Origin of the sequence: Saccharothrix deserti (genome assembly GCF_009769385.1) — a bacterium.
Lineage (GTDB): Bacteria > Actinomycetota > Actinomycetes > Mycobacteriales > Pseudonocardiaceae > Actinosynnema > Actinosynnema deserti.
Genome location: NZ_VKAB01000039.1, coordinates 25,329 through 47,195 on the forward strand (window position 1 = coordinate 25,329; position 21,867 = coordinate 47,195).

Sequence of the window (21,867 nt, forward strand, 5' to 3'; positions counted from 1 at the left end):
CCGTCACGCCTGGTCGGTCAACGCCTTCGAGCACCGCGCCAGCAGCGCCCTCAGCGTCTTCCGCTCCTCCGCGCTGAACTCGTCGGCCAGCCGCCGCTCGACGGCGGACGCCCGTTCGTCGGCCACCTCGAACGCCGCCCGTCCCGCCTCGGTCAGCCGGGTCTCCAGGACGTTGCGGTGCACCTCGTGCGGCACGCGGGCGATCAGGTCGGCCGCCTCCAGGTTGCGCAGGATCGTGGTCATCGTCTGCGGCGTCACGCGGCACCGGCGGGCCAGTTCGGCGGCCGACACCCCGGGGTGCTCGTTCAGCACCAGCAACGTGGCGTACTGGGCCACGGTCAGCCCGGCCGGCCGCACCGCCTGCTGCTTCACCAGCATCAGGTCGTGCTCGACGCGCTTGATGTCGCCGCCCAGGCGCTCCTCGAACGGCATACCCATGCCCTCGATCGTAAAGCGCGTTGACGGCTATCAGAGCTCTGATATAGCTTCGTGCACATACTCATACAAGTGGACGGAGCGTTATGCGTTTCCTGATCGTCCTCGTCCTGGTGGTCCTCACCGCCACGCCGGCCGCCGCCACGGCCGCGCCAGGCGTCATCACCGGCAAGTCCGCCGAACTGCACCCCGAGGGCATCGCCTGGGACCCGCTGCGGCACACGTTCCTGCTCACCTCGCTGCGCCACGGCACCGTGGAGATCGTCCGCAACGGCACCACCAAGACCCTGATCAGCGACCCCCGGATGGTGTCGACGTTCGGCGTCCACGTGGTCCGCGACCGCGTCTACGTCGCGTACGGCGACATGGGCCTGGGCCGCCGATCCACCCCGGACACCACCTACAAGTCCTCCGGGCTCGGCGTCTTCGACCTCGCCACCGGACGTCCGCTGCACGTCGTCGACCTCGCCATCGGCGCCGGTCGGCACAGCGCCAACGACGTCGCCGTCGACCGGGCCGGCAACGCCTACGTCACCGACCCGGCCTCCGACGCGCTCTACCGGGTCGACCGCGACGGCCGCGCCACCGTCCTGGCCCGCGACCCGAGGTTCGGCGGAACCATCGGCCTGAACGGGATCGTCTGGCACCCCAGGGGATTCCTGCTCGCCGTCCGCTACGACACGGGCACGCTGTTCAAGGTCACCCGTGACGGCCGCATCTCCGAGGTCGCCCTCGACCGCCCGCTGGTCGGCGGCGACGGCATGGACCTGCGCCCGGACGGCACGCTCGCCGTGGTGACCAACGGCCTGGCCGCGCCGGGTGAAGCCGCCGTCAGCGTGCTGCGTTCGGCCGACGACTGGCGCACCGCCCGCACCGCGCACCGCACCGCACCGTGGGCTGACGACGAACCGACCACGATCGCCCGATCACCCCGCGGGAGCTACGTGGTCGACGGCGACCTCGGCACGCTGGTTTTCGGCGCTGGACTGTCCGATGCGTACACGCTGCGGGAGTTCAGGGAGAGCGGTGTGCGGCACTCCGCCGAGGCGGCAGCTTTCGGCGCGATCGAGTAAGAGCCCTGCCCGGCGGCGGCTCGGGGGACGTCGACAACCCGCGGTGGGCACGGACCTGCTCACGGGGGACAGCCGCAACCCCAGCCCGCAACCCCAGCCCGCAACCCCAGCCAGGGCCGCAGCCGGGGCCGGGCGGTGACGCCGGTGGCACGCCGCCCGTCGGTGCCGGCGGTTCAAACCCCTCTCAGGCGGGGCGCGGTGTCGCAGGGACCACACCGCGCCCCGCCTGACGTGGTGTTAGCGTCGCTGACCAACTGCGATGATCAGGGAGAGTGGCCGTGACGACGCTGGAGGCGATCGTCGTCGTCCTGGCCGGTGTGTTCGCCGGTGGGATCAACACGGTGGTGGGCTCCGGCACGCTGGTGACGTTCCCGGTGCTGCTGGCCGTCGGCTACCCGCCGGTGGTGGCGAACGTCTCCAACAGCCTCGGCCTGGTGCCCGGCTCGCTCAGCGGCGCGTTCGGCTACCGGCGCGAGCTGACCGGCCAGGCGAGCCGGATCAAACGGTTGCTGCCCGCCTCGGTCCTCGGCGCCGTGGTCGGCGCGATCCTTCTGGTGGTGCTGCCGGAGGACGCGTTCGCCACGATCGTGCCGGTGCTGATCGCCATCGCGCTGGTGCTGGTGGTCGCCCAGCCGTGGCTCAACCGCAAGCTCGCCGAACGGGAACGGCACGAGCACGGCGGGCTCGCGCTGTGGATCGGCGTGTTCCTCGCGGGCATCTACGGCGGCTACTTCGGCGCGGCCCAGGGTGTGCTGGTGATGGGGCTCATGGGCGTGCTGATGAGCGAGCACATCCAGCGGATGAACGCCCTGAAGAACCTGCTCACCGGGTTCGTGAACCTGGTCGCGGGCGTGCTGTTCATCTTCATCGCCGACGTGGCGTGGCTCGCCGTGCTGCTGCTGGCGCTCGGCTCGGTCGTCGGCGGTCAGCTGGGCGCGAAGATCGGCCGCCGACTCCCACCCGCCGCGCTGCGCGCGGTGATCGTGGTGGTGGGAGTCGTGGCCATCACCCAGATCCTCACCCGCTGAACGTCGCTGAACGCCGCTGAACGTGAACGCCGCTGAACGCCGCCGCTTGACGTTCAGCCGTTGAAAGACCTGGCCGCCGCGAGGAACGCGTCGTTCTCCTCCGGCTCGCCGACCGTGACGCGCGCGCCGTCACCGGCGAACGCCCGCACGACCACCTTGTGCGCCAGGCAGTGCTCGTTGAACGCCGCGGTCCGCTCACCCAGCTGCAGCCACACGAAGTTCGCCTGCGACTCGGGCACCTCGAAGCCCGCGTCCAGCAGCTCGCCGCGCACCCGCGCCCGCTCGGCCACGATCGCCCGGCACCGCGCCATCAGCTCGGCCTCGGCGTCCAACGACGCCAGCGCCGCGACCTGCGCCAGCGCGTTCACGCTGAACGGCACGTAGACCTTGCGCAGCGTCTCGGCCACCGCCGGGGACGCCACCGCGTACCCGACCCGCAGCCCGGCCAGCCCGTACGCCTTGGAGAACGTGCGCAGCACGGCCACGTTGTCCCGGCCCGCCGCCCACTGCTGCTTCGCCAGCTCGACGCCGTCCGGCACGTCCGGGTCGTCCACGAACTCCTTGTACGCCTCGTCGATCACCACGAGGACGTCCGACGGCACCCGTTCGATGAACCGCTCGATCTCCGCCCGGCGCAACGCCGTCCCGGTCGGGTTGTTCGGGTTGCACACGAACACCAGCCGGGTCTGCGGGGTGATGGCGTCGGCCATCGCGTCCAGGTCCAGCCCGTGGCCCGACGTCAGCGGCACGCGGGTCTGCTGGGCGCCCACGACCGCCGTGATGATCGGGTACGCCTCGAACGAGCGCCACGCGAACACCACCTCGTCCGCGTCGGTGCACGTCGCCTGCACCAACTGCTGGCACAACGTCACCGAGCCGCAGCCGACGGCCACCTGCTCGGCGGGCACGCCCAGTTTGTCGCTCAACCGCGCCACCAGCTCCGTGGCGGCGGTGTCCGGGTAGCGGTTCACGGCGGTCGCCGCCTCCGCGATCGCCCGCACCACGCTGGGCAGCGGTCCGGCCGACACCTCGTTGCTGGCCAGCTTGATAGCGCCGGGGATGGTTTTGCCGGGCACGTATCCGGGCAATGCAACGAGATCGGCGCGGGTTCGCACGGTCATCCAAGGACTCCCTTCGGGGTTCTGAGCTGGACGTTAGCCCGTGGAAGACCCGGATGGGGCATACCTGCCGTACCGATGCTCACGTTGACTGGCGTTCACCCCCACGTGGAAGGGTTGTCCCATGACTGCTACCCGCACCGAGACGCTCTCCCTCACCGACGGCCGCGAGCTGCGGCTGACGGTCGCCGAGCCGGAGAACGCCGTCCGCGGCGGCCTGGTCGTGCTCCACGAGGCGCGCGGCGTGACCGACACCGTCCGCGGCTTGGTGAGCGGACTGGCCGCCGAGGGGTGGTTGGCGGTGGCGCCGCACCTCTACGACGAGGTGTCCGGCGACGAGGCGCCGGCCATGGTGAGCGGGCTGTCCGGTGAGGCCGTGCTGGCCGACACCGACGTCGCGTTCGTCTGGCTCGGGCAGCAGGGCGTGAGCCAGGACCGGATGGGCGTCATGGGCTTCGACCTGGGCGGATCGGTCGCGATGGTGGTTGCGGGAAGCCGAACCATCGGTGCCGCGGTGACCGTCGGGGGTGGCGGGATCCTGGAACCGCTGTCCGATGGGCTGCCGTCGCTGGTGGAGGTGGCGGAGGAGCTGACGTGCCCGTGGCTGGGCCTGTACGGCGACGACGACGCCGAGATCCCGTTCACCGACGTGGAGAAGTTGCGCGACGCGGCGGCCGCCGCCCCGGTGGCGACCGACGTGGTCCGGTTCTCCCACACCAGTCACCGGTTCGACACCACGCCGGAGGTCAGCGCGGAGGCCTGGCAGCGTGCGCTGAACTGGTTCGATTCGCATCTCCGCTAAGCCTCTGGTCGGCGGCTTGGAACCGAACGGGCTTCCCGGTACATCTAAGGAGGGCGTCCGGAACGCCTGATTCGGTCGACGCATGGCTGACGCACGGCTAACACGCCGCGGGCCTGCGGCGAATCGCAGTGCAGGGGGTAGTGATGAGCGACGGGAACACGGTTCCACTTGCGGCGGGTGCACCCACGGTGCAGATCCCGCCCGGCTTCACGCCGTCCGCGGCGCAGCCCGCGGTCGCACCACCTGTCGTGGCTGATGCGCCGGCTGTACCCGCGCCGGTCACGACGCAGGTCGTTGATCCGGGCGCGGGTGCCACCACCGCGACCCTGCCCGCCGCGGCCACCGCCGAAGCCGTCAAGGCGCCTGTCGCGGAGAGCTTCGCGAAGGCCGCGCAGACCGACCTGGACAAGGCCACCACCGCGCTGGACGCGGTGGACAAGGACTCCGTCCAGCTCGACCTGGACAAGCAGGGTGTCGCCGACCTGCTCAAGTTGGTCTCCCAGGCCCGCAGCCTGGTCGACAACGTGCACAGCAAGGCGGTCAACAACCTCGACGTCGAGCTGAAGTTCGGCAACAACTGGGTGAGCGACGCGATCAGCCGGCGGCTGCGCGAGGTCGCCGTGGGCAACGAGGAGTCGGCGGTCAACGTGATCGGCGACTTCATGCAGGTGCTCTTCGAGGTCGAGGAGACCATCCGCGAAGCGGCGCGGAACCTGGAACAGGCCGACGACGACGCGTCGGACGCCTTCGGATCCGCGGGGGAGGCCAAGGGCTGATGGGCGACAACAAGCACGGCGGCAACCAGGGCAACCAGGGCGGCCAGTACAGCCACCAAGGCGGTCAAGGCGGTCAGTACGGCCACCAGGGCGGTCAGTACGGCCACCACGGCGGCGCGCAGGGCGGCGGCCAAGGGCAGAGCGGTGGTCAGGGCGGCGGCCAGGGCTATGGCCACGGCAGCGGCTACGGGGGTGGCTACGGCGGCGGTCAGGGTGGTGGCCAGGACCACGACAAGCCCGACCTCGGCCAGAAGGTCGACTGGATGACCTACAGCCACCAGGCGCTGTGGGACATGGTCAACACCGGCGTCGACCTCAAGGCCGCGGGCAGCGCGCAGGCCGACTGGGCGGCCGTGAGCAAGGCGCTCGGCGAGGTGCAGGAGCTGCTGGCCAAGGCGATCGGCCAGTCCAGCCAGGCGTGGGAGGGCCACTCGGCCGAACGCGCCCGCGAGGCGCTGGAGTCGGTCGAGAAGTGGGCGCTGAACACCAGCGAGCACGCCGACAACGTGGCCAAGTGCATCGCCACCGAGATCGAGCACGTGCAGACGGCGCGCGAGATGATGCCGCCGCCCGCGCCCGCGCCGCCGGTGGTCACGCCCGTCGCCGACAGCCCGTCCACGCCGACCGCCACCCCGACACCGGTCGCCACGCCCCGGTCACCGCTCGTGGGCGACCGGGCGTCGGACTTCGGCTCGCTGACCCCGGTGGCCGACGAGGGCCTGGCCGCGAACCCCCGGCTGGTCGCGAGGACGCCCAGCGCGTTCACCGGTATCGACACCATCGCCGCGCCCGCGGTCGACTCGGTCGTCACCGCCGACGCCACGCACCGCCAGGCCGCCGAGGTCATGGCGATGTTCCAGCTGAACTCGTACGAGGTCGACCGGACCGTGCCGTCGTTCAGCCCGCCGACCAACCCGGTCGCACCGCCCCCGCCGCCGGTGGTCGTCACGCCGACCCCGACCGGCCCCGACGGCGGCAGCGGCGGCGGCAGCGGCCCGGTCGTGGTGAACAACAACCCCAACAACCCCAACAGCTCCGGTGCCAACAACCAGCGTCCCGACGGGACGGCCGCCCAGTTCGGCCGCGGTGGCTTCGCCGGTGGCCGAGGTGGCTTCGGCGGCGGTCGCGGAGCCAAGCCCACACCCGTCGGCGCGGCGGGCGGTGGCGGTGCCCCGATCAGCGGCCCCGGCGGCGCCACGGGCGCGCTCGGCGCCGAACGCGGTGGCTCCGGCGCCAACCCCGGCAGCGTGACCAGCACGTTCCAGGCGCCGAAATCGGTGACGCCGCAGTCCGGCATGATCGGCGCCGCGCCGATCGCCGCACCGCCGCCCGTCGCCGGTGGCGGCGGTGGCGAGAAGGACCGCAACCGTCCCGGTTACCTGGAGGACGACGACAACGTCTTCGGCGTCGACCGCAAGGCCGCACCCCCGGTGATCGGGCTGTGACCGAGCGCGTCTTCCGGCTGAGCGAAGTCGAGTTCTTCCTGCTCTGGCAGGCGGTCCACCGCGAGGCCCACCCCGTTCCGCTGGGCACCAGGCACTTCGGGCACACGCAGGCGGAGCGGGCCAGGCTGATCGAGACCGCGTCACGCGACCTGGCGGGACGCGGCCTCGGCACCGTGCAGCGGCCGGACGAGGAGCTGTACGGGCTGCTGCGCGGCCTGGCCGAGTTCGAGATCGGCCTGGAGGTCTTCTTCACCCTGCGCGGCGAACAGGCGCGCGGCCTGGCCACCGCCGCGTGGCACGGCGCGTTCGCCGGACGGCTCGGCAACCAGGTGCAGGTCACCGGGTTCCGGCCGACCGCGCTGGCCGCCACCACGGTCAACACCCTGCCGCCCGCGCCGCCCGGCAGCGGCCGGTCGGTGAACGTGCGCTGGGACGACTACCTGGCCGCGGGCAAGGCGGGGGAGAACGACGGCACCGAGGGGTTCCTCGACGCGCTGCGCGACGTCGGCCTGCGCGAGCCGGAGGCCAACACCCTGATGCGCGCCCTGACCACGCGCAACGGCGGCGGCCAGGTCGGCGTGATCGCCCGCAACCGGGCCGGGTACCTGCACCCGACCGGCGCCGTCGTGTCGTGGCTGGACACCGCCGAGGGCCGGTACCTGGTGCGGCGGGACGACGGGTGGCTCGTCGTCGCGCCGACGGACGCGCAGCGGCTGATCTCCGCGGTCGAGGGACTGGTGGCGGGCGCCGGCCGGAACTGACCGGATGTGTGGGTCGTGACTGTGGTTCCGGGCCGTCCGATCGGCTAGGAACTTCAGGTATGACCGAGATGCGTGCCGGCACCGCCGCCGGCGAGGCGGAACTCCTGTGGCGCCCGGCCCCCGATCGGGTCCAGGACAGCCGGATGACCGCGTTCCGCTCCTGGCTCGCCTCGTCGAAGGGCCTGGACTTCCCCGACTACCGGTCGCTGTGGGAGTGGTCCACCTCCGACCTGGAGGGGTTCTGGGGCGCGATCGCGGAGTTCTTCGAGGTGGTGTTCCACAGCGCTCCCACGCGCGTGCTGGAGGCTCCCGTGATGCCCGGGGCGTCCTGGTTCCCCGGTGCCACCCTGAACTACGCCGAGCACGCCCTGCGGGGCCGGGAAACCGACTTGGCGGTCGTGTTCCACCGTGAGGACGGGCTGTCGTCGCAGCTCACGTACGGCGAGTTGCGCCGGCGGGTGGCCGCGGTGCGAGCCGGGTTCGTCGCTTTGGGGGTGCGTCCCGGTGACCGGGTGGTGGCTTTGGTGCCGAACTCGCCCGAGGCGCTGATCGCGTTCCTGGCGGCGGCGTCGCTCGGCGCGACCTGGTCGTCGTGCTCGCCGGACTTCGGGGCGAGGGCGATCGCGGACCGGTTCACCCAGATCACGCCGACGGTGCTCGTGACCGTCGACGGGTACCGGTACAACGGGCGGGCGTTCGACGTCCGGCCGACCGTGGAGAAGCTGCGGGGGGAGATCCCGTCCCTGCGGGCGACGGTGATGATCGACTACGTCGGCGGCACCCCGTTGCCAGGCGTGGTGACCTGGGATTCCCTCCTGTCCGACCACGACGGCGCGGCCCTGGCCTTCGAGCCGGTGCCGTTCGACCACCCGTTGTGGGTGTTGTACTCGTCGGGGACCACGGGGCTGCCCAAGGGCATCGTCCAGGGCCACGGCGGGATCGTCCTGGAACACCTGAAGATGCTCGCGCTGCACAGCGACCTGGGGCCTGGCGACCGCTTCTTCTGGTTCACCACCACCGGCTGGATGATGTGGAACTTCCTCGTCTCCGGCCTGCTGGTCGGGACGACGATCGTGCTGTTCGACGGCAGCCCCGCGCACCCCGACCTGAACGTCCTCTGGCACCTCGCCGAACAGCACCGCGTGACGTACTTCGGCACGTCGGCGCCGTACATCCAGTCGTGCCTGAAGGAAGACCTCCACCCGGCCACTCGCTACGACCTGACGGCCCTGCGCGTGGTCGGCTCCACAGGTGCCCCCCTGACCCCCGAAGGCTTCCGCTGGATCGCGTCCGCCGTCGGTCAGGACATCCAGATCGCCTCGGTCTCCGGTGGCACCGACCTGTGCACCGCCTTCGTGGCCGCGGCCCCCGACCTACCCGTCTGGCTGGGCGAACTCTCGTGCCGTGCGCTGGGAGCGGCCGTCGAGTCCTACTCCGAGTCCGGCACTCCGGTGATCGAGGAGGTGGGCGAGTTGGTGATCACCAAGCCCATGCCGTCGATGCCGGTGTTCTTCTGGAGTGACGAGGACGGCTCGAAACTCCACGAGGCGTACTTCTCGACGTTCGAGGGAGTCTGGCGGCACGGCGATTGGATCAAGATCACACGGCGGGGTTCGGCGATCATCTACGGCCGAAGCGACTCCACCCTCAACCGAGGCGGAGTGCGCATGGGCACCAGCGAGTTCTACCGGGTGGTCGAAGGCATGCCCGGCGTAGCCGACTCACTGGTGATCGACACCTCAGGCGCAGGCCAGACCGACGGCGAACTCCTGTGCTTCCTGGTCCTGGAGCCAGGCACAACCCTGGCAACCGTCGAGCCCCTCCTACGAGCCGAACTCCGCACCAACCTCTCCCCACGACACGTGCCGAACAGGTTCGTTGCAGTGGACGAGATCCCAAGGACCCTCAACGGCAAGAAGTGCGAGGTCCCCGTGAAGAAGATCCTCGCCGGCACCCCACCCGAGCGCGCGGTCAGCCTGGACGCCCTGCGCAACCCGGCGTCACTGCGCCCATTCATCGACTTGGCAGGAGACCTACCTCACTCCACCGTCCCCTGACCCCCTCGCGAACGCCCCCCGCACCCCCTCTGACCAGGGTAGACACCGTAAGGAGGGGGGCGTTTTGCTTGGGTGCCGGTGGCATGTGTAATCTATGCGTCGTAGCCGAGGGCTCCGGGAGGCTTCGCCTAGTCTGGTCTATGGCGCCGCACTGCTAATGCGGTTTGGGTTTATCGCCCATCCCGGGTTCAAATCCCGGAGCCTCCGCAACACCCGGCTTCGGCTGGGTGACAACTGAAGAACGATGCGCTCGTAGCTCAACGGATAGAGCATCTGACTACGGATCAGAAGGTTGCAGGTTCGAATCCTGCCGAGCGCACTAGAGTAAGTCCAGGTCAGGGCCTTGTTTCGGTTAACGGAACGGGGTCCTGATTTGTTGTGTGGAGGGCTGCTGTCTCACATCTTCACACGAACGCTCGTACTGCTGCTCAGCCGTAGAGCTTGCCTAGCGTCTCGGTCCCGCTCTGGAGATCCTCGTCACTAGCGTGGACGTAGGTCGAGTACGTGAAGGCCGTGTCGTAGTGCCCGGCCCACTTGCTGACGATCGAGATCGGCACCCCGGCTTTCTCCATCAGGCTGAGCGCCGTGTGCCGTCCCTCGTGCAGCACGATCCGCTTCACCCCGGCCCGCTTCGACAGGCGGCCGAACTCGTCCGAGTACCACTCGGGGTGCACCGGCTCGCCAGCCTCGTCCACAGCCACGTAGCCGCTCTGCCGGTAGCCCTCGCCGACCGCCAGCTTCTCCTCGGCCTGCTTGACCTTGAGAGTGTGCAGAGCTGATGCCGCCGCGACGTCGAGCGGGAGCTTGCGGAACCCGTTCTCCGACTTGGGCGGGACGATCAGCACCTTGCCCTCGACCAGCACCCTCGCCTGCTGAACCTGCACGGTCGCCGTGCCCTCGGCGTAGCAGTCCACGCACCACTTCAGCTCGTGTCGTTCGCACGCCTTGGCGAACTCACCGAAGTCGACGTCTTCGTCCCACCGCAGCCCGAGCACCTCACCGCGACGCAACCCGTACAGCGTCAGCCGCCAGGCCGCGTGCAGCCGATCCTCCTTGGCCTTGAGGATGAACAGCCGCACCTCGTTCTTCGACCAAGTGTCGGGCTTCGCCGGCTTGTACTTCGGCGGCTTCACCAGCTTGGCGACGTTGCGCGCCACCAGCCCCTCCAGCGTCGCCATCTCGAACGCGGCCGTGAGCCTGCCCAACGTCAACCGCACACTGCGTGGCCCCAGCCCCGTCCCCGGCTTGCCACCTCGCCGTCTCCCGGCTGTCTCCATCCAGGTGACCATCCGCTCGATGTCGGCCTTGGTGACCCGCTGGATCGGCGTGGCACCGAGCTGCTCGCGCACGGGCCGGAGCGCGTCCCGGTAGCTGCGGTTGCTGGACGCCCGGAGGTTCCGCGTAGCGCCCTCCAACCACCCATCGAGGTACTCGCCGACCGTTGTGTTGCTAGGCCGGATGTAAGTGCCCTCGTTGACCTTGTGGCGCGTCTTGTCGTACTCGGCGCGGGCCTCGCGTTTGGTGTCGAACGTGAAGGTCTTCTGCTGCCGCTTGCCCGTCGCCGGGTCGCGGCCGATGTCCACAACGAACCGGTATCTCACCGTCCCGTCCTTCAACGTGATCTTCTTGATCGGGTCGCTCACTCGTCCTCCTGGTGCTCCTCTATCGGTTCCACGATCAGCCCACGCCGATCAAGCTCGGCCTGGACCTGCTGTGACAGCAGCCGGGTGATGTGCCCGCGGTGGGCTTGGCGCTCGTTGATGTCGAGGTCGCCAAGGTCGGCCAGCTGGGCGTCCCGCTCGTCGGTGAGCGTCCGTCCCCAGAGCTTCTGGGCGACGTCGACTACCGCCTTGGGCGAGACCCCAAGTCGCTGGGCCAGGGTGTTGTCAGCCTCGGTCCCCTGAACCTTGGCCGCGAACCACGCCTCACCCTTGGCCCGGATCGCCGACAGCCCGAACAGCTCGTCCCGGCGCGTCTTCGGATCCCACTCCTCCGACCGGCCACCGCTCGCGATCCCTCGGATGAAGTCCCGGATCAGCGGCCTGCTCAGGGTGAAGTGCTCGGCGACAGCCACCGGCCCATCACCCTCGAACAGCTCGGACAGCTCCACGTTGAACGTGTGAGCGATCAACAGCACGTCAGCGAAGTTCGGGTTAGGCCGCTCGCCAGCCTCCAACGCCGCGATCTTGCTGCGGCTGAACGGGATACCCCGCCGCGAGAACAACCGAGCCGTCTCGTGCTGGGTGAGCCGCGCCAACTTCCGCAGGCGCTCCAGGTTCTCCCCGACGACGGCACCGACCGACTGCGGCTCTGTCACCTCGCCGAGTATGCCAGCTCGTCGGTTCGCTTGACAGACAGATGAAGGTCGACGCACACTCGAATGGAGTAATGGCGGTTCAACGATCGGGGGGATCGTTCGATGACCAGGCAAAACAACGACACATGGCGCCCGACGCTCGATGAGGTCAGGCGCTGGCCCGCGACAGTGAACGTGGCGAAGGCGGCGAGCGCGTTCGGCATCTCACGCAGTCACGCCTACGAACTGATCACCACCGGTGACTTCCCAGCCAGGGTGATCAGGTTGCGCCGTAGCTATCGCGTAGTAACGGCATCGATCATCCGCAAGCTGTCGGACGACGCAGCCTAGGGACCAATAGCTGTGGCGTAGCCAGGCGTTGTCGGCGGACGCCCCGCCGGAACGGGCACACAATTGTCAGCTCAGCTTCGGTGCATGGCCCAGTGCTTCGCGATCCAGCCCTCTTGGCGCGTGGTGAGTTCTACGTGCAGCTTCTCGCCTTGGAGCTGGCGGTACTCGGGGTAGCAGCCGATGGCCTCGGAGACGTCGATGGTGTGGTCCTGCGGATCCACGGCGAGATGGCCGAGGTCGAAAAGGCGGTGCACGTCGCGCCGAAGCAGGAGACCGCCCTGGTCGTGATGCCGACCGTCGGCGGCGAAGCTGTTCAAGTGGGCTGCTTCGAGCGCGGCGTGCGGGGTGGGGCCGGTGAACGCACACTTGTCGCCGTATTCCTTCAGCAGGTGGCTGCGGAAGGCGCCCTGCCCTCGCCGTACGCGCACGACCGCCGTGGTGTGACCGCCCCTCAGCGTGGTTGCCAAAGCGGCCTCGACCGGTGACAGGGACGGTCGGCCCGGTGCCGCCCGCACGGCCTCCTGGAACCTCGCGTAGTCGAGTTGGCGGATGCTGAGCTGCGACTTCGGCCGCGTGCACAGCCCGCGCAACCGATCACTGGTCAGCTCCCCGGTGAGATCCACCCAGGCGACCTCGTGGTGTGACCGGTAGGTGGTGACGTCTTTTCGGATGGTGACCACCTCCGCCACCTCGAACGTACCGGTGCACTTGGTGCACCGGTACGGAGGTTTCGCGGTCTTGCGCAGCTCGATGGTGGCCCTGCCGCAGTACGGACAGCGGTGGAAGGCCTTGTCCTCCTCGCCGACGACGATCTTCTCGATCACCGAGGCACCCAGCAGGACCTTCTTGTTCCACAGGACGATCACGTCGCCCGCCTGCGGTAGCTGGTGGTTCAGGACCGAACTGTCCCAGCTGTAGTGGGCCGCCGGCGCGTCGTCGTAACCGTCGTTGCTGCGGCGCGGCCGGTCGTCCCCGACGGCGAGCATCAGCCACGCGCCCCGCTGTTCGTCCGTCTGCACGTCTTCCCCCACGATGATGGAACTGTTTCGCGAAGGTCATCGCCACACACTCGTGTTGCGTTAGGCCGGTCTAGGACTTCGTCGGTGGCGGGGAGTCCCAGACATTCACCCTGGTGTTGACCTTGAGTGGCTTATCAGCCGGTCCCTTGATGTGGGCTGGAACGATTCGCTCCTCGTGCTCACAGCCGCCGTCGGCATGGAGGCGGGAGTTGAGGCAGGTGTTGCGCCGGTAAGGGCGGACGGGCCAGCGGCTTGTCCACTGCGGGGCATCATGTCCTGCAGGCGCGATGGCTCGCTGGCGCGTGTGGACCCGGACGAGCCGGACGGCGCTGGAGTCCTCGATGTCGGCGCGCTGGTCACGCTTGCGGCCGTGGCGCGTGCGGGTGAGCTCTTCGAGCGCGGCGAGTCGGGCATTGCCGGTCTGCGCCATGAGCTGCCAGGAGGTGTAGACGACGTGCGCCCACTGCTCTGCGGTGTCGGGGCGTGGAAGCGGTAAGGGCTGACCGAACGGCAGCACCGACTCGGCGAGCGGCACGAGCTGCGGCGTCCAGTAGGTCAGCCACACGCCGTCGAAACCTGGGTGCAGCGGGACTGCGCCGCCCAGCGTGTTCAAGCTCCACGTGAGCAGACCCGAGCCGTCCTCCAAACCGAGATCTTGCGGCGTCCAGTGGGACCAGGACACCGCCACGACCTGCTCGCCACCCCGGCCGCCGATCGGCTCGCAGAACACCATCAGCCCAGACTCGGCAGGCATTCGGCGTGCCATCACCGGCTCACGGGACGGCGTGGCAGCGGCTGCGAGTGCGAGCGTGCTCATGTCCTGGTCGACCCAGTAGAGCTGGGCCTCGCCTAAGCGCTGCTCTTCACGTCGCGCCATGAGCAACGCACCGGTCACCGTGCTTGCCCGCCGGATGCGCGGTGGACCGGTCAGCCGAGGCGTCAACGCGGCCTTGCCCTCATCCAGGCGGTGCACGATCTCGTGTCCCCACTTGGAGGTCATCACGTGCTCGCGCATCCGCAAGCGCAGATCAGGCAGCTCAGTCGGACTGGTGATCACGAGTCGGTCTTCCCCGGTTGCGGAAGATGGACGACCTCGAATAGGTCGTCGAACTGCTTGTTCAGCGCGCTCAACGCGCCGCCGATGAACGCCGGGCCGGGGTTCAGCTGTCCCTTGATCACACGGGTCACGGTGGAACGGTTGAGCTCCATCGCTTGTGTGAGCGCGTAGTCGGAGTGCATGCGTGCGGATCGCACAGCTTGGAGGAATGCCGTGGTGCGCAGCCTGACTGTGTATGACATCGGGTGCGTCAGCGGTTCTCGCGGTCGTAGGCATCGGCCCACCGGGCGAAGACCGCACGCGACTGCTCCGCGTTCAAGGCCAGCCGCTCCAACTGCCGCATCTTGGCCTTGTAGGTGAGGACGACATTCGGGGCATCGTGGAAGACGGTTGCGGTGTCCGTCTCCGCGTAGGCGACTGGATTGACCGGCGCCGTGAAGGTCAGCAGCGCGGCCGGACCCCGCAAGACCCCATGCGCGTGGGCCGTCATTGGGATCACCCGCAGGCTCATCCGTGCCCAGCCGCACATCAGGGTCAGGCGCAGCATCTGGTCCCGCATCACCTGGTGGTCGCCGACCACCAACCGCAGAGCGGCCTCGTGGACGAACAGGACCGTCTGCGGTCCACCTGGCCGACGCAGCACCTCCTGACGCGCTGCACGTGCCCCGACCACGGATTCGTTGCCACTCACCGCTCGTGCGTAGTCCTCCGTCTGCGCCAGGCTCGGGACCGTCAGCGGTTCGTACACGGTCACGGCCCGCGCAGTCTGCTCATGCACGGACAGCGCTAGCAGCGAGTCGGGGGAGCCGTCGTGCAGCCGCAGGAAGCTGCCCGTGTCCGGCTCGTTGGCGATGGCCATGACGCGGTCGCGGGTCGGCTTGTCCGCGCCGCAACGCCCCAACAGCGTGCCGATCTCCCACGGGCTCGTGCCGCGGCTGCCGGTCTCCAACTTGCTGAGCTTGCCCAGCGACCACCCCAGCGCCTCGGACAGGAACGAAGACGACAACCGCGCCCGATGGCGGACGCGCCGCAGCTCCTCGCCCAGTTCCCTGCTGCGTGCCGTGCTCAGCCGAGCCGACGACTGCTTCTCCTCGGTCACGATCTCCATGACTTCCCTTCGGCGCGCGAACGGATTGCCGAGTCATGAGATCGTTTGAGGGCGCTCGCGCGGCAGATGACATTCGATGACATCGCGGAAAGGACGGCTCCGAGTGGTTCGCACCATCACCATCACGGGAACGCGTTCAATATCGGCCGAAGACGACGACCGCCTCAACGTGCTCTTCGATGACTACCTGCTGCCGTTCGGCAACGCCCACTTCTACATCGGAGGAGCGGCCGGTATCGACACCGCCACTCTCAACTGGCTGGCCGAGAACACCTCGGCAGCCCTCACCGTAGTGGTCCCCTGCACAGTCGCTGACCAGCCGAAATCAGCCTCTTCGGCGATCAAGTCGTGGCGGGGGCACAACCGACTCGCCGAAGTCATCGAGCTGGCCGCGCCCGCTCTCGACACGTCGGCCTACCACGCCCGCAACCGGTACATGGTCGATCGCAGCGACTTTGTCATCGGCTTTCCCCGAGGCACCGGCCAGACCTCCGGCACTTGGTACACGTTGAACTATGCCGCCGATCGGGGAAAGCCTCGCCTGGTGGTACCGGTCTGACACGGAATGAGTGCTCTAATGAATCCGTGACCGCCGTCGAAGGTGAACTCGGTGCCGCCGGCCTGCGCAGGCTGCGCGAGTCGCGCGGCTGGTCCTGGGCGGACCTTGCCCGAGCACTCCGCGACACCGCCCGCGATCTCGGGATAGCGTCTCCGGCCACCCTTCCGGTGTCCAGCATCCAACGCACCGTCGCCCGCTGGGAGAGTCCCGCCGATCGCACCAAGCCAGGCGACCGCTACCAATACCTCCTGGCCCGGATCTACGCGAAGACCTCGACTGGGGATTGGGATCTCGGCACCGGTTCGGACTTCGCCAAGCTCCTCGACGTACTCCGCGACTTCGGCACCGCACCTCAACGCATCGACCGGCTCATCGACTCGATCACCCACGCCCGACCGAGTCCACGAAATCCGGCACGCCGAGCCGACGACCTGGTCGACCACCTGGCCGTCACGGTCGCCGACCTCAATCAACAGGTCGGCTCAACACCGTTCGTCCGCCTCCAACTCCAACTGGCACCGGTCCTCGATGCCTGCCGCACGCTGCTGACCGGGCCGAAGCCGACCATCGACTTGCTGATCCTCGCCACCGACGCCTACGCGTTGGCCGCCCGCTTGGCCTTCGAGACGCGCGACGACGACGTCGCGATGGCGCTCTACCGCGACGCCGAAGCCACCGCCGCCCGTCTGCCCGACCGCAGCCGCCTGGCGGCCGTGCTCACCAGCCACACGATGGTCACCCTGCACGCCACCGACGATCTCAACGCCGCACTCCAACTCGCCCGCGCCGCCACCGTCGACGCCCACCGCGGCTCCAGCCACGCCATCCGAGCCCGTGCTCACGCCGTCCATGCCGAAGTCCAAGCCCGCGCCGGCGATCCGAGCGCCGCAGCCACCGCCCTTGACCGTGCGTGGAAGACCGTCGACCAGCTCTCCGTGGGCGACCCGTTCGCCGCCTTCAACGCCGACAGGGTCAGCGGCTTCGAGGGCCTGTGCGCCCTCTACAGCGGCCAAGCCCACCGCGCCGACGACCTGCTTACCCGCTCCCTGACCAGCCTCACCGGCGCACGCGACGCGGTCCAACGAGGTATCGGCGCCACGGACCTCGCCCTGGCCCGCCTCGGTCTCGGTGACGCCGCAGCCTGCGTCACCCTCCTCCACGAAGCTGTGGACATCACCGCCACTACTGGCGGCCGAGTGCCGGCCCAACGCATCGGCCGCGCACGCAGGCACCTGCGCCCATGGCGCGAGGAGTCCTTCGTCGCCGAGCTGGACGACCACATCCACGACACGCTGCTAGGTCGGTAAGACAGCCACCTTCAATGGCCTGGTCCACGGGGCCGCTGAAGTTTCGGTACCACCGGCTTCCCTCCCACCATCGGGCGCTGAAGCCGTGTCCTGCTCACCGGGGTGTTGGTCGAACGCCTGACAACAACGTGCACCCTTGCGTGCTCCGCGTCCCTGAACTCACTCAGCGCGGGAGCCACTCGACCGGCCGCAGCAGCCTGATGGATTCGATTGCGAGCCTGAAGCCAGATCGCGATCCGCGCAATCAGCAGCACCAATGCCGCGAGCAGGGCAAGCGCAGCCAGCGCTTCATTGCCGCGCGCAGTCAGAACCCCGACCGCGGCGATCACCCTCGCTGCCTGGCGCAGCTTGCGGGCCAGCGGTCCGATCCGTTCCGGTAGAACCCGATGTGGTGTTCGTGCCGCTCGGTCGTACTGCGTGACCAGTTCAGTCAGCACACCGCCCGAGCGCCCTTCCCGTCCCCGAGCCAAGGCAGCCAGTACCTCGCCAGTGGCATGCGCGATCCCGCCCAGATCCTCGTGCAGGGTGCGGGTCCGCAGTACCTCGGCAACGTGCTCGACGACCTTGGTGCTCGCCTCCATAGCCGTCTGGCGCTGCTCAGGCGTGGCCCACGCGCCGTTGATCCGTTCCAACGCATCGGGCGGCGGTATAGAAGCCCAGCGCTCGGTGAGCTTCGGCCAGCTCAGGTCAGCGGCGAGCTTCGACCCCGAGTACCTAACCGGCTTCGACTTCCTGGTGCGATCCTTGTGCAAGAAAACCGTGTAGCCGAGCACTCGGCCGCCATCACCAGCCACGGCCTGCGGGTTCAACCCTTCCCGCTTCAGCTCACGCAGGAACTGCTCACCACTCCTCGTCGTCGCAGCGACCTGCGAAACGACAAGCCGCAACTCCTCCCGAGCCGTCACCTCCCACCCCAGCCTCTCAGCCTTGCCTTTCTCCTGCCGGGTAGGCGCCACCGGAGCGGTCTTGTCGATGCTGGCTGTGGGCGTCAGGCCAAGCTCACGTTCCAGCGCCTGGCACTCCTTCCGCAGTGCCAGGAAATCCCGGTAGGGTGTGAACTGCTTACCGGTGACCTCGGAGACGAGCGTGACCATGAGGTGAATGTGGTCGTCAGCGTGCCGCACAGCGATCCACCGACACCCGGCCTGATGAATCCCAGTTGCCTTCATCAACCGCTCAGCGATGCCCTCCCACTCCTCATCGCTCAGCGTCCGATCCCCAGGATGAAGCCGAACCGGCGTGTGCCACACGTACCCAGGCCGGAGCACTACGGCCTTCTTCCGGGCATCCCACTTGTAGTGCCGCACCCAAGCCGGAGCATCCGCCGGCACGTCCCCAAACCGAATCCGCTCTGCCCACTCGTCAGTGATCGCCTGCGGAGTGCTCAACGGCAACCCGGCTACCCGCGGCCACTCCTGCATGGTGGTGATCAGCGGCCCGAGCGTGAAGTCGAACTCACCCGGCTTGACTACCTCGCCATCCACTCGGACAGCCACAGCCTTCTCCGGCTGATGTGCCCAAGGGGCATCATCCCAAGCCGCAACAATTCGAGGGTTCCGATGCTCCTCGGCCTTGCCAGGTCCGAACAGGTACCGAATCAGCCCGGCAGGCCGATACCCTCGAACGACCTTGGCGATCATCGTCGAAGCCTCGACCAGATCGAAGCCACCACAGCGTCGTGTGACCTCAGCATATTGCCCAGAACTCGAAGCATCGTGCGAATGGCGGCAGCGCTATCAACCCGCCCGGTCGAGTTCGCGACCTTAGCAACCTGGTTGAGGCTGCTCCCCACATTAGTCAGCACTCGCCGACGCTCACGAAGCTCCGAGATCAGCTCGCGTACCTGGCTGTCCTCGAACGACTCACCGCGAAGCTTCCGAACCGCAGCCTGGTGCGCAGCCTGCTGAGCCCATGCCCCAGGCTTCATTCCCTCGACAGCAGCGACCTTGCATAGGTCTGCCCACTCGGCGTCGGTGTAGCGCAAAGCCCCACGCCGAGCCCGTCGCTCCCCTGCAGCGTGCTCCCGATAGCCCAACCGTTCCTGCTCTTGCCCACCCATAACCGTGTCCCCCCGACACTGGCTAGGACGACGTCGCTTCGGACGCCGTCACCACCAGCTAGGTGGGCCACCTGGTGGTCTTCTTCTGCTTCCTCGTGATGCCTTACCCAGGTGCACAGCATGCCATGCCGCACGCACACTCAGGTGGAAGAGGCACTCTTCCACCTATCTTGCTCAGCATGTACTGCGCTGAGTAAAATAGGTGGAGCCGGCTCCTATCAAACGGCCTATTAAGAGTCGCGGCGGCTCTGTCGTCCCGACATCTATGGGCGAATCCTGAGTCGTGCAGGTAGACGAACTTGTTGAGTTAGAAGTTGGTGTAGATTCGCATGAACAAGATGCTGGTCTTCCAGTGTTACGGTCAGTGCATACGACTGCTCAAGGTAACGAGGGTCGTTTCTGGCCCAAGTCGCTGCGCGATGAGTGACCGCGACATAGAAGATATCGTCATCGTTGACGAACGAGTTAGTCATAGTCCAGCTGCGCACTTGCAGCGTACTGCTTGCTACGAAATCGCTGCCAGGAATTAGGGGAGGGCGTCTGCGGTCTCTGATTGGATCCAGGGCATTTGTGGATTCTTGACGTCGTAGTACTTCTCGGAGTTCGTCAAGATCGATATTGCGGTAAAGGTCAACCTGCATATTGGCGTGGAGGTACTCGCGACGTTGACGTCGCACCGGAGGGTCAAACGCCAGCGCTATGATGAGTGTACGTTGGCTACCACTGCCTCGTCGGAAAACTTCAGGAACCGGTACCGGATGCAGGTGCACGGTGTCGACAGGCATGGCACCGTCGTAAGTCATTGTCGCGCGTCGATTTCCGCTATTGATGGCACGTTCTGTATCGGGGCGTCCCAGTCCGAATCGAGCAGCCTTGCGGTGCTCCTCGACGTTATCTGCTGACGTATCGGGCAAACGTGCGCTACCGGCTAGCAGCGCTCGGATTAGGTTGGCCGAAGCATCAGGATAGGCGTGCGTAATGTCAGCTGCAATGCGCGCCACGGCTGGTGCTGCGTAGCTTGTCCCGTTGCAAGCTTTGAACAGTTGTCCGTTCGTCGAATTTATTGCCGTACTGACGAGGCTGGCACCCATATCATTGGTGACCACATGCCCGAGATCGCTCAAGACGAGGTTTCCGCCGTAGTGAACTACTTCTGGCTTGTTGCGTCGCCGTTCATTCGATCCGGTTCCTGGGCCGGTGCGACTAAAAGGTGATACTTGATCTGCGCTGGCGATGGCTTGCCATCCCAGGCGATTCGACCCTATCTCGGCTACTCCTTCACTGAGTGCCAAGGAGCCGACAGTAAGGGCGAGGGCTGCGGGTGCGGGTTCAGAAAGTCGATGTTCGGGAGTGTCGAGGTATTTGGGGTAGTCGTCAGCAGCGTGATGGCCACTGGGTGTCATGGCGCTAAGGGAGTGGAAAACTACATTTCCCGTAGGAACGACTACCACAATATTGAGTTCTCTAACGAGTTCGTCAATGGTCTCGGTAAGGGCGTCAAGGTGAATATCGGAGTAAGGTTCGCTATAGCCGACCGACAAGTTGAATATTCTTACGCCGTAAGTCTTGTGGAGGTGGCGAATTCCTTTTTCGACGAGCGTGTGTGGAAAGTCGCTAACTGCAAACCGTGGGGCACCGGAAGGGTTATTTGGATCGGGTTCCAGAATTCGCGCTACGCGCACTGTTCCGTAGGCTTTGAAAGGCGAGCCTTCGCGCAATTCTTCGTGAAGAAACGGTAGAAGGACACGGCCGACCACTTCGCTACCGTGATCACCAGGCTGCTGCCACGGGTAGTTGGGCGGTCCGACAGGGTCCACGGATTCTACAAGGCCGTATAGCAGTGGATGGGCAGAGGCGGGGGCATCGTCGAGCACGCCAACTGCAGCCGATGCCACGGTAATTCGATGGGGTAGGTCCTCAGATTGGAGTGTGCGCCAATCGCGAAAATCAAGGAATGGTACAGGAGGGGTGCGGACCAGTTCCACTACACTGGTATTAAGTAGATCTTCGAGACCTTCCGCATTGACACGTGCACGAATCAGGTTTCGTCGAGGGCTAACGGAACGAAGTTGAGCCTGAACTTCCGTTTGTGCAAGCACTGCATCAACGATGGAGGCGCGTCGCCGTGCTTCCGTTCCGTCTGGTGAAGGCCAAATGATAACGTCTACGAGAAACTGTCCATCAGGTGGCGGGGCAAGTCCAGGGCCGCGACGATCCTCCGGTCCGTAGGGTTCTATATCGTTAATCAGGTCGACGAGCGAATATAGTGCTCCGGTTCGAGCATATTCTGCAAGCGCTACGGCGAGTTCATTCGTTCCATCGTTACTGAGTACGAAGTATGTGTAACTCACGGTTTCGCCGAGAACTTGGAGTTTTCGCGCTTCGAGCGAATTTTCCTGTGGTCGACCAGCGGCGCGAATCTTAAAAACGAGACTTGGGTCGACGCCTGCGTCGAGGCGGCGCGGTGCCGTGACAACCTGCTGCAATTCTGCTTGCAGGTGGGCACCATGCTGCTGTCGGTTCCTCGGCACTGGCGTGCCACCTCCGCCGCCAGCTCGCCGAGACCCGACAGGGCGTGGATCGGGTAGCAGCAGGTGACTAGGCATCGTGCGCCTC

At 67.2% G+C, this 21,867-nt stretch carries 20 protein-coding genes and 2 tRNA genes; 12 read left to right on the forward strand and 10 right to left on the reverse strand.

Annotated features, from left to right (window positions below; genetic code table 11):
- Window positions 1-3: 3 nt before the first annotated feature.
- Window positions 4-438 carry a MarR family winged helix-turn-helix transcriptional regulator gene (locus tag FM051_RS40085; protein WP_238412983.1) on the reverse strand — a complete coding sequence of 145 codons (435 nt, stop codon included), beginning with the start codon at window positions 436-438 and terminating at the stop codon, window positions 4-6.
- A gap of 83 nt (window positions 439-521) precedes the next feature.
- Here FM051_RS40085 and FM051_RS40090 point away from each other — a divergent pair, with 83 nt between their 5' ends.
- A complete protein-coding gene (locus FM051_RS40090; protein ID WP_158852352.1) occupies window positions 522-1,508 on the forward strand; it encodes an SMP-30/gluconolactonase/LRE family protein in 987 nt (328 codons plus the stop codon).
- 278 nt (window positions 1,509-1,786) lie between these two features.
- Window positions 1,787-2,536, forward strand: coding sequence for a sulfite exporter TauE/SafE family protein (locus FM051_RS40095; RefSeq protein WP_158852353.1), 750 nt, complete (start codon window positions 1,787-1,789; stop codon window positions 2,534-2,536).
- Between the two features lie 53 nt (window positions 2,537-2,589).
- Here FM051_RS40095 and hisC read toward each other — a convergent pair whose 3' ends face one another.
- Complete coding sequence (gene hisC, locus FM051_RS40100; RefSeq protein WP_158852354.1) at window positions 2,590-3,657, reverse strand: histidinol-phosphate transaminase; 1,068 nt, start codon at window positions 3,655-3,657, stop codon at window positions 2,590-2,592.
- Window positions 3,658-3,778: 121 nt separating this feature from the next.
- Between hisC and FM051_RS40105 the strand changes: the two genes are divergently transcribed.
- The 7 genes from FM051_RS40105 (at window position 3,779) to FM051_RS40135 (ending at window position 9,814) form a co-directional block, all read left to right on the forward strand.
- Complete coding sequence (locus FM051_RS40105; protein WP_158852355.1) at window positions 3,779-4,456, forward strand: dienelactone hydrolase family protein; 678 nt, start codon at window positions 3,779-3,781, stop codon at window positions 4,454-4,456.
- Between the two features lie 143 nt (window positions 4,457-4,599).
- Window positions 4,600-5,232, forward strand: coding sequence for a hypothetical protein (locus tag FM051_RS40110; RefSeq protein ID WP_158852356.1), 633 nt, complete (start codon window positions 4,600-4,602; stop codon window positions 5,230-5,232).
- On the forward strand, window positions 5,232-6,677 hold the full coding sequence (locus FM051_RS40115) for a PPE domain-containing protein (RefSeq protein WP_158852357.1): 1,446 nt from the start codon (window positions 5,232-5,234) through the stop codon (window positions 6,675-6,677). Before FM051_RS40110 ends, FM051_RS40115 begins: the two co-directional genes overlap by 1 nt.
- A complete protein-coding gene (locus FM051_RS40120; RefSeq protein WP_158852358.1) occupies window positions 6,674-7,438 on the forward strand; it encodes an ESX secretion-associated protein EspG in 765 nt (254 codons plus the stop codon). Before FM051_RS40115 ends, FM051_RS40120 begins: the two co-directional genes overlap by 4 nt.
- A 59-nt stretch (window positions 7,439-7,497) precedes the next feature.
- Window positions 7,498-9,495, forward strand: a complete 1,998-nt coding sequence (locus FM051_RS40125; protein WP_158852359.1) for an acetoacetate--CoA ligase — start codon at window positions 7,498-7,500, stop codon at window positions 9,493-9,495.
- A gap of 117 nt (window positions 9,496-9,612) precedes the next feature.
- A tRNA-Ser gene (locus tag FM051_RS40130) sits at window positions 9,613-9,702 on the forward strand.
- Between the two features lie 39 nt (window positions 9,703-9,741).
- Window positions 9,742-9,814 (forward strand) — tRNA-Arg (locus FM051_RS40135).
- A 109-nt stretch (window positions 9,815-9,923) separates the two neighbouring features.
- On the opposite strand, the gene FM051_RS40140 is transcribed toward FM051_RS40135, so the two are convergent.
- A complete protein-coding gene (locus FM051_RS40140; protein WP_158852360.1) occupies window positions 9,924-11,138 on the reverse strand; it encodes a site-specific integrase in 1,215 nt (404 codons plus the stop codon).
- Window positions 11,135-11,812 (reverse strand): helix-turn-helix transcriptional regulator, encoded by a 678-nt coding sequence (locus FM051_RS40145; RefSeq protein ID WP_158852361.1) that lies wholly within the window; start codon window positions 11,810-11,812, stop codon window positions 11,135-11,137. Before FM051_RS40145 ends, FM051_RS40140 begins: the two co-directional genes overlap by 4 nt.
- 102 nt (window positions 11,813-11,914) lie before the next feature.
- On the opposite strand from FM051_RS40145, the gene FM051_RS40150 reads away from it, so the two are divergent.
- Window positions 11,915-12,142: an AlpA family phage regulatory protein gene (locus FM051_RS40150; protein WP_158852362.1), complete on the forward strand. Its 228-nt coding sequence runs from the start codon at window positions 11,915-11,917 to the stop codon at window positions 12,140-12,142.
- A 71-nt stretch (window positions 12,143-12,213) separates the two neighbouring features.
- Here the strand turns inward: FM051_RS40150 and FM051_RS40155 are convergent, their stop codons facing one another.
- The 4 genes from FM051_RS40155 to FM051_RS40170 form a co-directional block, all read right to left on the reverse strand.
- Window positions 12,214-13,173 carry an HNH endonuclease gene (locus FM051_RS40155; protein ID WP_158852363.1) on the reverse strand — a complete coding sequence of 320 codons (960 nt, stop codon included), beginning with the start codon at window positions 13,171-13,173 and terminating at the stop codon, window positions 12,214-12,216.
- A 58-nt stretch (window positions 13,174-13,231) separates the two neighbouring features.
- Window positions 13,232-14,218: a hypothetical protein gene (locus tag FM051_RS40160; RefSeq protein ID WP_158852364.1), complete on the reverse strand. Its 987-nt coding sequence runs from the start codon at window positions 14,216-14,218 to the stop codon at window positions 13,232-13,234.
- Window positions 14,215-14,349 carry a hypothetical protein gene (locus tag FM051_RS53765; protein WP_338019519.1) on the reverse strand — a complete coding sequence of 45 codons (135 nt, stop codon included), beginning with the start codon at window positions 14,347-14,349 and terminating at the stop codon, window positions 14,215-14,217. Before FM051_RS53765 ends, FM051_RS40160 begins: the two co-directional genes overlap by 4 nt.
- 119 nt (window positions 14,350-14,468) lie before the next feature.
- Window positions 14,469-15,326, reverse strand: coding sequence for a helix-turn-helix domain-containing protein (locus FM051_RS40170; protein WP_158852366.1), 858 nt, complete (start codon window positions 15,324-15,326; stop codon window positions 14,469-14,471).
- Between the two features lie 103 nt (window positions 15,327-15,429).
- On the opposite strand from FM051_RS40170, the gene FM051_RS40175 reads away from it, so the two are divergent.
- Window positions 15,430-15,885, forward strand: a complete 456-nt coding sequence (locus tag FM051_RS40175) for a DNA-processing protein DprA (RefSeq protein WP_202919254.1) — start codon at window positions 15,430-15,432, stop codon at window positions 15,883-15,885.
- Window positions 15,886-15,911: 26 nt separating this feature from the next.
- A complete protein-coding gene (locus FM051_RS40180; RefSeq protein WP_158852368.1) occupies window positions 15,912-17,192 on the forward strand; it encodes an NsdA family TPR-like regulatory protein in 1,281 nt (426 codons plus the stop codon).
- A gap of 11 nt (window positions 17,193-17,203) precedes the next feature.
- Here FM051_RS40180 and FM051_RS40185 read toward each other — a convergent pair whose 3' ends face one another.
- Together FM051_RS40185 and FM051_RS40190 are read right to left on the reverse strand one after the other, a co-directional pair.
- Window positions 17,204-18,832 carry a relaxase/mobilization nuclease domain-containing protein gene (locus tag FM051_RS40185; RefSeq protein WP_158852369.1) on the reverse strand — a complete coding sequence of 543 codons (1,629 nt, stop codon included), beginning with the start codon at window positions 18,830-18,832 and terminating at the stop codon, window positions 17,204-17,206.
- A 682-nt stretch (window positions 18,833-19,514) separates the two neighbouring features.
- Entirely contained in the window at window positions 19,515-21,782 is a 2,268-nt protein-coding gene (locus FM051_RS40190) for a S8 family serine peptidase (protein WP_238412984.1), read from the reverse strand.
- Window positions 21,783-21,867 lie beyond the last annotated feature (85 nt).

What these genes read in the sequence shown, in the direction of transcription:
- FM051_RS40085 (WP_238412983.1), bottom strand. Translation starts at nt 438, where the DNA reads ATGGGTATGCCGTTCGAGGAGCGCCTGGGCGGCGACATCAAGCGCGTC.
- FM051_RS40090 (WP_158852352.1), top strand. Translation starts at nt 522, where the DNA reads ATGCGTTTCCTGATCGTCCTCGTCCTGGTGGTCCTCACCGCCACGCCG.
- hisC (WP_158852354.1), bottom strand. Translation starts at nt 3,657, where the DNA reads ATGACCGTGCGAACCCGCGCCGATCTCGTTGCATTGCCCGGATACGTG.
- FM051_RS40105 (WP_158852355.1), top strand. Translation starts at nt 3,779, where the DNA reads ATGACTGCTACCCGCACCGAGACGCTCTCCCTCACCGACGGCCGCGAG.
- FM051_RS40110 (WP_158852356.1), top strand. Translation starts at nt 4,600, where the DNA reads ATGAGCGACGGGAACACGGTTCCACTTGCGGCGGGTGCACCCACGGTG.
- FM051_RS40115 (WP_158852357.1), top strand. Translation starts at nt 5,232, where the DNA reads ATGGGCGACAACAAGCACGGCGGCAACCAGGGCAACCAGGGCGGCCAG.
- FM051_RS40125 (WP_158852359.1), top strand. Translation starts at nt 7,498, where the DNA reads ATGACCGAGATGCGTGCCGGCACCGCCGCCGGCGAGGCGGAACTCCTG.
- FM051_RS40150 (WP_158852362.1), top strand. Translation starts at nt 11,915, where the DNA reads ATGACCAGGCAAAACAACGACACATGGCGCCCGACGCTCGATGAGGTC.
- FM051_RS40170 (WP_158852366.1), bottom strand. Translation starts at nt 15,326, where the DNA reads ATGGAGATCGTGACCGAGGAGAAGCAGTCGTCGGCTCGGCTGAGCACG.
- FM051_RS40185 (WP_158852369.1), bottom strand. Translation starts at nt 18,832, where the DNA reads ATGATCGCCAAGGTCGTTCGAGGGTATCGGCCTGCCGGGCTGATTCGG.